A 9,764-nucleotide genomic window follows, 5' to 3' on the forward strand; every position below is an offset into this window, starting at 1 on the left:
GTCACTCTTCTAAAAAGACAATCGGAAAGAAAACGAATGCCACTTATTTTCTCAGATTTATTCAAGTGCAGAAGTTCAACCGCAGGTAGGAAGGCATTTCTGTTGAATGCCAGCGCGGCAATTGTTTAAGCAACTGGCCTGAAAATCTGATTCTTTTAGAGGCCTTCTTTTCCGGCTAAAAATAGAGTCGGCCACACTCTTGTCACAACCATTGTTAACAGGCTTTCAGGGGGCGTATGTGGTTGAAAACAAGATTTTTAGTGCGATATAGTGACCGTGTTCTCTTTTAATACTTACCCTAGGCTTCAGTATTTACAGGAAACAAAAGCGGGTGAAAAGTTTTTTTTCTGCTCATTACCTTCATCTCAATATACACGTAGAAGAATATTAGGTTCCCCCCTTATTCACTGAATAATAGTACAATTATGCTGACCAACTACTACAGTCCCACCCTTGAGGATAGGAAAGAGACGAAGCGTGGACGCGTACTTAAATGGACGGTCATTGGTGTGCTCGTTCTGATCCTGGTAAGTGCTGTCATTTTCATATTTTATGAGATGCATACTTCTAGATTACAGTCACGAGAGTTTTCTCGCTATGCTTCTTCTTTAAATTATAAACTTGTAGAAGGGCCAGGCAGCGAAATAGTTTACCCGGAAGGCGGCCCTTATGACCTGAGGCTTGGCTATGCGCATCTGCCGAAACTGTTGGAGAGGTCGCAGAAGAGTGGTTTGCAGATAGCCTCCCAGACTGCTTTTTCCCAGAGACTGAAATCCTATACCTCCCGCGGATACTTTGTGCCCTACCCCGAAAAAGCCCAGGCAGGGCTGCAAATTGCCGATGCGCAGGGAGACACTATTTATCGGTTTATGTACCCGAGGCGCGTGTATGCCAGCTTCGACTCCCTGCCATCGCTGCTGGTAAATGCGCTGCTGTTTATCGAGAACCGGGACTTGCTCAATCAGGAGAAGCCGTTTATGAATCCGGCTATTGATTGGGTGCGCTTTACCAAAGCCTCTATGCACGAAGCCGCCAGGCAGGTTGGGTTCGATTATAACACGATTGGCGGTAGCACGCTGGCTACCCAGATGGAGAAGTACCGTCATTCTCCGGCGGGGAGAACTTCCGATGCCAACGAGAAACTCCGCCAGATGGTATCGGCCAGTGTCCGGGTTTATCAGAATGGTCAGGAAACCTTGCCGGCTCGCCGGGAGCTGGTGCTCTCTTATATCAATTCTGTGCCACTGTCGGGAGCGCCCGGCTATGGCGAGGTACATGGCATGGGAGATGGGCTTTGGGTGTGGTTTGGTGCTGAGTTTAACAAAATCAACCACCTGCTGCGCCTCCGGACCCCTGCAGGCGAAGCACTTGCAGAGCAGGGGCAGGCGCTGCGCCAGGTACTTTCGCTGATGATCGCACAGCGAAGACCTTCTTACTACCTGTCGCCCGAGGGGCACCAAGAGCTGAATGCGCTAACAGGCAGCTACCTTCGGCTGCTGGCAAAGAACGGGTATATAAGCCAGGAACTGCGCGATGCCGGCCTGGCGCAGGATGTACAGTTCCGGGACTTCGGCAACAACCCGGTGGTGGTGCCCCAGGAAACCAAAAAGGGAGTGCTCATGGTCCGCACCTACCTGTCCAGACTGATGAACAAGCCGCTTTATGACCTTGATCGCATGGACTTGTCGGCAACCACCACGCTGCACAACAACTTACAGGAGCAGGTCAGCACCTACCTGAATCAGCTGACGGATCCGGAGTTTGCCACCACTGTTGGGGTGGTCGGAAAAAACATGCTGTCGGCTGATCATACGCGTGAGGTTATTTACAGCTTTACCCTGCTGGAGCGCACCCCACAAGGTAACCTGGTGCGTGTGCAGACAGATAATACGAACCAGCCTTTTAATATTAACGAAAGCAGCAAACTGGAGCTTGGCTCTACCGCCAAACTACGCGTGCTGGTTACTTATCTCGAAATAATTGCCGAGATCCACGAGAAATATGCCAGCCAGGAACTTCCGGCATTGCGGAAGGCCTTAAGCGAGTCGCCGGACAATTTGACCCGCTGGGTGCTGGGCTACCTGATGCAGGCAAAGGACAAGAGCCTGCAGGCTACACTTCATGCAGCCCTGGAGCGCCGGTATTCAGCCAGTCCGGGAGAGCGGTTTTTTACGGGTGGTGGCATGCACACCTTCCATAACTACCGCAACGAAGACAACGGGCGCAACCCCACCCTGCGGGAGGCTTTAATTAAATCCATCAACCTGCCATTTGTGCGTGCTCTCCGCGATGTGGTGCGCTACACCATAAACCAGCAGGTGCCCAACAGTGCCCAGCTGCTGGCAGACAACCGGGATCCGCGCCGGAAGGAGTACCTGGCTCGGTTTGCTGATCGCGAAGCAAAAGTATTTATGCTGCGTTTCTGGCACAAGTACAAAGGCAAATCGCCGGACGAACGGTTTAGCCTGTTTGTGAGCGGCCTGCGGCAGCACCCGGTCCGGCTGGCGGCTGTGCACCGCTACCTTTACCCCGAAACAGATTCTGTGAGCTTCGGAAAGTTTCTGCGAGGCCGATTGCCAGATGAAAAGCTTTCGGAATCCCGGATTATGGAATTGTATCATCAGTATGGTCCTGATGCCTATAATTTGTCTGACCAAGGGTATATTGCCCGTGCGCACCCGCTGGAGCTTTGGCTGCTGAAACACATGCGGCAACACCCCAGCACAGATTGGCCTGCTGTAGTGGAAGCCAGTGAGCACCAACGGCAGGAGGTATATGCATGGCTTTTCCGCACCCGCCATAAGCATGCACGCGACTCACGTATTCGGATCATGCTGGAGCTGGATGCCTTTGAGGACATTCAGCCGAGATGGCAACGGCTGGGTTACTCTTTCAATAAACTGGTGCCTTCGCTGGCCACTGCCCTGGGCTCCTCCGGCGACAGGCCGGAGGCGCTGGCGGAGCTGATGGGTATTATCATGAACAAGGGCGTGCGGCAACGGACATTGCGCATAGAGCAATTGCATTTTGCGGCTCAAACGCCTTACGAAACTCTACTGAGCCTCCAGCCCAACCATACGGAGCAGGTTATGGCACCGGAAGTGGCTACTGTGGTGCGGGAGGTGCTGCTGGAAGTAGTGGATGAGGGATCTGCACGCCGCTTGCAGGGCGGTTTTACTACGGCAGCGGGTGAGGTTCTGAAGCTGGGAGGCAAAACTGGTACCGGCGATAACCGTATCGTCACGCTCAGCTCCAGAGGGCATCGCATTTCCTCACGGTCTATTAACCGCACGGCCACCTTCGTTTTCTTTCTCGGAGATAACCACTTTGGTACACTCACCGCCTTTGTGCCAGGGCGCGAGGCAGAGAGCTTTCACTTTACTTCCTCGCTGCCGGTGCAGGTGCTGCGCGGCATGGCCCCCATCCTGACACCTTACTTGGAGCCAGACGCCAGTTCCCCGGTTGTACAGGAGGCGCCTCCCTTAGCGGTAAATGAGGAGCAACCTTCTACTGTGGCAGCACTGCCGTTATAGTTTTTTACAAGTTCAGGCTATGGCATAAACCTATACTTACACTTTTTAGAAAAACTGCGCTGACACATGAGCAGCAGCAGCAGCAGCAGCAGCAGCAGCAGCACTTCAGGAGGGCAATTTTCATTCAAATAATTTCCGTCAGAAGTGCTGCTTTGCTTTTAACCGCTTGAGTCTGTGTTTGCTGGCAAACTTCACCAGCGTTTGTACCTGGTATTCCTCTAGTTTGATTTTCAGAAAGGTTTGATGCTTGTAAAGCTGCCAGAAAGCATATCTGCCAGCATTTCTAATTTTGAAATTGTCGAAGCAGATTTTTTACATCTGCTTCGGCTCAGATGCCTAATTCAAATTGTAGGGCGGCTCCCCAGGTGTTGGAGTTGCTGTTGGTGGGCTTATGGGTAAACGTGATGTAGGAGACATTGGCCTGCAATTTTACCCGGTGGCGACGCAGGTATTTGGTTACTCCTGCCACATATGTCTCCTCCTGCCGCTCCACTGCCCTGATGGCTGCTGCCGGTGTTACGCGGGCATAGCGGCTGGCCAGCTCCAGGTTGTTTTTAAAAAGGTAACTTACCTGAAAGTTCTGCCCATTGCCGGTGATGATGTGGCGACTGTCGCCGGAGGCATTTAATGTAAAGGGGTTGTCGGTGCTGCGGGCCAAATGCTCGGCATAAACGGCAAAGCCACGGTATTTGAGCAGCCCGTCGAAGATGTAGGTGCGCAGGTCCCGCTCCTCATACAGGTCCCGCCCGATCTGCCCGCCCGCTCGGCGGGCCTTGCGGTTATGGCTCAAGCCTCCCGCCAGCGACAGTTTTACCTGCTCTTCCCGCTCCAGGTCTCCCTCAAAATAATCCCCCTCATTGGTGAACTTGCCCAAGGGTAGCAGCTCCAGCCTGCCGGTATAGGCCAGGCCCTTATTGGTGGTAATTACGTTGCGCCCCTCGCCGGAGGTCAGGGCACTTTTAATCATATAATAGAAGCCGCCCACATGGTTAGTATAGTGAGCCTGAAAACCAAAGTCACGGTCTATGTTAAAAGCGACGTTGACGATGGAACGGTCCACGAACTGCTGGTCGCCGGAAGAGATGACACGCTGCCGGTTGCCGGGCAGCTTGGTCTGGCCGAAGAAAAGCTGCAGCTGTGGCGTAGGGCGGTAGTAGATCACAGCATCGCGTACCACGTTGGGGCTGGTGTTAATGGCCGAGTTATCGCGCATGCTCCAATCCATATCGCCCCTGGAGAAGGAGAGCTGAACCAGGTACGTGAGCTTAGGGCTCAGCATAAACCCCTCGAGGCGCAGCCGGAGGCGCCTTACCCTTAGCTCAAAGTCGGAGTCTGCCTGGCTCAGGCTGGGCTGCGGGTCTGTATAATAGATGGCCCGGTTTTGTATCCGGAAGCGTAGGTTAAGCGAAAAAGCGCTGTCGGGAGCCGTAATGCCTATGCCTCTTTTGAAGCTCAGGGAAGGGCCGCTTTGCACAGGAACCTGGGCCAGCGCAGGCGTTACCCCCCAGATTATAAACATAATAAAAGCACCAAGTAGTAGTTTTCTCATGCAAGTCTACAGCTAGAGTCCGGTAATGGGATGGGTAAGGAGTATTTTGTTTTTACGGTAACTGGACTAACAGAGAGCTCAGCAGCCATTATTTGCTGCTAACCCTGCGTTGGCTTTCATTTTATCAGCATGATCAGGACCTTAGATCCGTCTCTATAATTTGCTGCTGTTTATAAACTGCCTGACAAGATGCCTTCTGGACACAAATGCAAAAGTTCTTTCAGGGGCAGATTTTTTTCAGCTTTTTGAAGAGTATTATTTTTTGTAAATTTATAGGAATATTACTCAAAAAACTATGTGTGGCCGCTATTCCGTCAACAATAAAAAAGTACCCAAAGAGCACCGTTTTGCTGCCCTGCTACAAGGGCTGGACTTTGAGCCCAACTTCGATGCCCGCCCGTCGCAGCAGCTGCCTGTAATCCTGCCCGATGCGCCCAAAGCCGTGCTGGCTACCTGGGCTTCGCCGGAAAAGGAACCTGATGGAAAGCCGACGCTGCCCTTTAATGTGCGCCAGGAGAACCTGCTGTTCATCCCGCGTTTCCGGCTGCTGTTGCCCCGCAACCGCTGTCTTGTTCCGGTAGATGGATTCTTTGAATGGAAAGAGGTGGAGCCGGAGGAGGAGGCCACTGCTGCCGAGCCTCAGGAAGGGGCGGAGCTGGACCTGTTTGGCAACCCGGTTCTGAGCAAAGGGGAGCGGAGCCGCCTTAAGAAAGTGAAGCCGCCCAAGCACAAGTACCGCTTTACCATGAAAAATGAAGAACCCTTCGGCCTGGCTGGCCTTTGGCGCGAAGGCCTGAACCTGGCTACCGGAGAAGTCGCGCCGTATTTCAGTATTATCACCACCAGTGCCAATAGTGCCGTAGCCCCTTACCACGACCGCATGCCGGTTATCCTTAGCCCCGAGAGTGAGCAAACCTGGCTCAACAACCACCTCCAGGAAAAGCAGTGGTACGAGGTGCTAAAGCCTTACGATAGCAAGAAAATGGCGGTAGCCTCTATTACTGACTGAGCTTCGTTCCTGAATTTTTTGAATGAAAACAACTATCCAGTTGTTTCTGCCGCTGCTGCTGTTGTTATAGAGGCGGGATTCGGCAGGATGGAGTAAAACAGGGAATAACGTTATCTATTGCAGTAGCGGCAGCGGCAAAGCGAAAGATATCCGGAGGGCCTTATTGATTGAAATAATTCTGCCTTGCAGATAAAATGGGCCTCTCTAACCGTCGAACCTGTTTTCTCTCTTCGTGTTTTCTTCCCTATTTCCCCATATCAGGTGGCAACCTGCTTCAGGCTGGGACACCGCTACAAAAAAGAGCAGCCTCTATTGGAGTGGCTGCTCTTTTAATATGTCGTGTGGTAAGCCTACTGGTCCAGCGCTCTTTTTTTCATCAGAATAAATTCCTCTTCCGTAATGGAGCCTCTTTTTCGGAGGCCTTCGAGCCGCTCGATAGTGGCAATAGAGTCTTCTACTGATTTGGGGCCGCTGCTGGCATGGCGCAAATCCGAGGTGGTGTCTGTTCTCTCATAATCGCTGGTGGTGTAGGTGCCTTCCTGGTTTACATCACGGTCAGTTCGGGGAAAGGCCCTGCCATGGTCTGCATCGGGATCGGTTGAAGTAAACTGGCTGCTCCGGTTATAGTCCTGGTCGGAGGTATAGAAACGGTTCGCGTCGTAGTCTGCACTATCATAAAAATCGTCTGAGATAACGCGTTGTTCGGTCCGGTCACTTTTAATCGACTCGTCGAATTCCCGGCTGTAGGTTTCAGAAGTTTCAGGGAAGGTGGCGTTTTGAGAATGCTGTACGAAATCCCGGATCGCAAACTCGTAGTCTTCTGAAACATGGTCGCCTGTGTACAAGGGATACCTGCTGATGGACCGGGAGTCGAGGAAAGACACAAACACATTCTTGCCTCGCTTATCGAGCGCTGCCGCGCCTATAGGTATTAAGGTATGCTGGTCTTTGTCGGTGCCGAAGAATTTGTTTTCGGCAAGTACGGCCAGGTACCGTACTTTCATGAGTTGTGGGTCCACCACCAGGTCTTTTACGGTGCCCAGGACTTCGCCATCGGCGCCTACCACGCGCCAGCCCACCACATCAGTACTATCTTTTGCTACTTTGTAATCGCTCATTTCGCGAAGCAGCATCAGGCGTTTATCTTTCATATCTTTATCGTTAAAAAACTTCCTTTATTTTATTTAAACAATTGCACCATAGTGAGGCTTTGCCGAAGCCAGTGCCATCATCCCGGGTGGAGCCGTCGGAGCCAGAACGCCGATCTGGTTCGTGTCTTTCATATACTCATACACGACCCAGCCAATAATGACTAAGAGTATGACGAGGAGTATCCAGGGCCATACAGGCTTTTTTTTACGTTCGATTTCTATTTCTGCCATAAGAGTACTGTTGGTTTCATAATTTTATTTTGCGCCCTCGCCTTGTTCGTTCAGGCACAGCGACATATTCATTACGCCCAAATCATATTTTACGTTGGAGCAAGGCCATATTTGCTGGTGGGCGCCTGCCGGTATTATTTTTTGGGAGTACACCGTATACCCAGCGCAGCATAATTTTGCCTGCTGACATAATTTTAAGGAGTATGTATTTGTGTCGATACAATAAATCACCTACATTTCTGATCTCTATGTTCAGTGCTTACCTCAGAAAGACTCTGCTCTGGCCGGTTAGTCTGCTCAGGCGGGTGCGTGTCACAGATTGAGTTTCGGCTCTCATCTTCCAACTACACGTAAAGCTGTGCTCACCTCGGGGAGCGGACGCCGCTGACAGACCCTAAATCAGCATACAGGAGTATCAGAATTTTTTAAATTTAAATTATAACCAACTATAAATGGCTTCAGGATTGCTTGCATTGTTAGATGACGTGGCGGCATTGGTAAAGGTTAGCGCGGCTAGCCTGGATGATGTGCCTGCACAGGTAGCAAAAACTACAGGGAAAGTGTCTGGTATCGTGATTGACGATGCTGCTGTGACGCCTAAATATGTGGTTGGGCTCGATCCTGCGCGTGAGCTTTCTATTATTTTCCGGATCGCTAAAAAGTCTCTTATCAACAAACTGCTGATCTTAAGTCCGGCGGCCCTGCTGCTGGGTTTTTTTGCGCCATGGGCAATCGGGCCCATCTTAATGCTCGGAGGGGCTTACCTATGCTACGAAGGCTTTGAAAAGGTCCATTCCATGTTCAGCAAAAAGCACGGCGGCGGCCACGATCATGCTGCAGAGGGCCTGAAGGTTATTACGCCGGAAGAACTGGAAAACACAAGAGTGAAAGGGGCCGTCCGTACCGACATGATTCTGTCTGCGGAAATTGTTGCCATAACCTACGCCACTGTGGCCGATAAAACATTGATGACTCAGATAGTGGTCATGCTCTGCGTAGCCATTTTTATTACGCTGGCAGTTTATGGGTTTGTAGGCCTGATCGTGAAGGCCGATGACATTGGCGTACACATGGCAAAAGAGAAACACCATCCGCAGGTCAGGCAAATAGGTCGCGGTATTGTAAAACTCATGCCGAACTTTCTGGTGATCCTCAGCTACATCGGTACAGCTGCCATGCTTTGGGTGGGAGCAGAAATAATAGCCCACGGAATTCCGTTCACCAGCCATGCCCTGCACCAGTTGGATGAGTCTTTGGCCCATATTCCGGCCCTTGGCTGGTTTGTAAAGGTTTTAGTAAGCGCTTTAGGAGGATTAATCCTGGGTGCTGTTATTGATCAGATCGTTAAACTCGTACGCAGGATTATCTAGAGGGCAGCTACCAAAACATTTTCTGAACGAAGCGAAGATTAGCAGGTACCGTGATAGCAGCATTGCTAGCGGATAGGAAGGTACCAGATCCAACGTGTCGCTCTACTACTTAGCATCCTGCCGGCACAATCCTTCTAATTTAGGATCTGCCTGTAGGCAATTGAGAAAATTATTCTAATCAAAAAGCCCCTCCGGAGGTATTGTAGGCTGTGGCCGCTCAGCTTGCAGTTAGCTTGAGAGATTTGTTTTATCAGGCGCATGACCTGTTGTATAGCCAGGCAAGACGTTAAATTTAAGATTATGCTTTCCCACTTTCCCCGAAGGACTCGATAAAATTACTTCCTGTTTCCTGATGCGCCATAATTTCTGATTCCGTTCAGATAAGGCGATGCCGGTAGGTGAGGACTAACTGAAAGCAATAAGTTGGTGGTAGGAGTGGAGCTCGGTGCAGCTGTTTATTGGAGGCATTAAAAACGTTATCTAGAAAGACACAGTGATCTAGAACTTACTTGTACCAGGAAATGTAAAACCATGCCACGCGAGAATCTTAAAATTAAAAGATCTGATTTTACCCATTGATACCAAGCTGGTTACACGGTCCCGCAACAAATAAACACCTGTTTTCGAAGATCATATTAATAAAATCCTCGGTTAGCGCTTGCGAATAAGAAACAAATTCCTACCTTTGCATCCCGTTACAGAAGAAGCCAAAAGGGCTAACCTGAAAACAAAAAATTAATTTTGAGAATAAATTTTGCATTTGCGAAAAACATTCTTACCTTTGCAATCCCAAATCGATAGAAGGTCTACGGGAAACAAACTGAGAAACAGTATTAGCCCCCGGCAGCAGGGGCTCACGGAAAAGAAAACAGTTCTTTTCATTCGTTCTTTGAGAGATTGATTGAGACATAAATTTAAAGT

Annotated in this window: 6 protein-coding genes; 3 read left to right on the forward strand and 3 right to left on the reverse strand. The window is 50.5% G+C overall.

Features of this window, described 5'->3' with window-relative positions; translation table 11 throughout:
• Positions 1-425: 425 nt before the first annotated feature.
• The gene (locus FJM74_RS09680) at positions 426-3,533 is read left to right on the forward strand and encodes a transglycosylase domain-containing protein (RefSeq protein WP_187262396.1); all 3,108 of its coding nucleotides are present in this window, start codon (positions 426-428) and stop codon (positions 3,531-3,533) included.
• Positions 3,534-3,861: 328 nt separating this feature from the next.
• Here the strand turns inward: FJM74_RS09680 and FJM74_RS09685 are convergent, their stop codons facing one another.
• Positions 3,862-5,082, reverse strand: a complete 1,221-nt coding sequence (locus tag FJM74_RS09685; RefSeq protein WP_241739041.1) for a porin — start codon at positions 5,080-5,082, stop codon at positions 3,862-3,864.
• 295 nt (positions 5,083-5,377) lie between these two features.
• Here FJM74_RS09685 and FJM74_RS09690 point away from each other — a divergent pair, with 295 nt between their 5' ends.
• Positions 5,378-6,091: an SOS response-associated peptidase gene (locus tag FJM74_RS09690; protein ID WP_187262397.1), complete on the forward strand. Its 714-nt coding sequence runs from the start codon at positions 5,378-5,380 to the stop codon at positions 6,089-6,091.
• Positions 6,092-6,441: 350 nt separating this feature from the next.
• On the opposite strand, the gene FJM74_RS09695 is transcribed toward FJM74_RS09690, so the two are convergent.
• Together FJM74_RS09695 and FJM74_RS09700 are read right to left on the reverse strand one after the other, a co-directional pair.
• Positions 6,442-7,242: a PRC-barrel domain-containing protein gene (locus tag FJM74_RS09695; protein WP_187262398.1), complete on the reverse strand. Its 801-nt coding sequence runs from the start codon at positions 7,240-7,242 to the stop codon at positions 6,442-6,444.
• A gap of 33 nt (positions 7,243-7,275) precedes the next feature.
• Positions 7,276-7,473 carry a hypothetical protein gene (locus tag FJM74_RS09700; protein WP_187262399.1) on the reverse strand — a complete coding sequence of 66 codons (198 nt, stop codon included), beginning with the start codon at positions 7,471-7,473 and terminating at the stop codon, positions 7,276-7,278.
• 452 nt (positions 7,474-7,925) lie between these two features.
• Between FJM74_RS09700 and FJM74_RS09705 the strand changes: the two genes are divergently transcribed.
• Positions 7,926-8,843: a DUF808 domain-containing protein gene (locus FJM74_RS09705; RefSeq protein WP_187262400.1), complete on the forward strand. Its 918-nt coding sequence runs from the start codon at positions 7,926-7,928 to the stop codon at positions 8,841-8,843.
• Positions 8,844-9,764: the final 921 nt, after the last annotated feature.

Source organism: Pontibacter beigongshangensis, assembly GCF_014332515.1.
Classification (GTDB): Bacteria; Bacteroidota; Bacteroidia; order Cytophagales; family Hymenobacteraceae; genus Pontibacter; species Pontibacter beigongshangensis.

Coding starts and splice junctions, on each gene's coding strand:
- FJM74_RS09680 (WP_187262396.1), top strand. CDS start 426: ATGCTGACCAACTACTACAGTCCCACCCTTGAGGATAGGAAAGAGACG.
- FJM74_RS09685 (WP_241739041.1), bottom strand. CDS start 5,082: ATGAGAAAACTACTACTTGGTGCTTTTATTATGTTTATAATCTGGGGG.
- FJM74_RS09690 (WP_187262397.1), top strand. CDS start 5,378: ATGTGTGGCCGCTATTCCGTCAACAATAAAAAAGTACCCAAAGAGCAC.
- FJM74_RS09695 (WP_187262398.1), bottom strand. CDS start 7,242: ATGAAAGATAAACGCCTGATGCTGCTTCGCGAAATGAGCGATTACAAA.
- FJM74_RS09700 (WP_187262399.1), bottom strand. CDS start 7,473: ATGGCAGAAATAGAAATCGAACGTAAAAAAAAGCCTGTATGGCCCTGG.
- FJM74_RS09705 (WP_187262400.1), top strand. CDS start 7,926: ATGGCTTCAGGATTGCTTGCATTGTTAGATGACGTGGCGGCATTGGTA.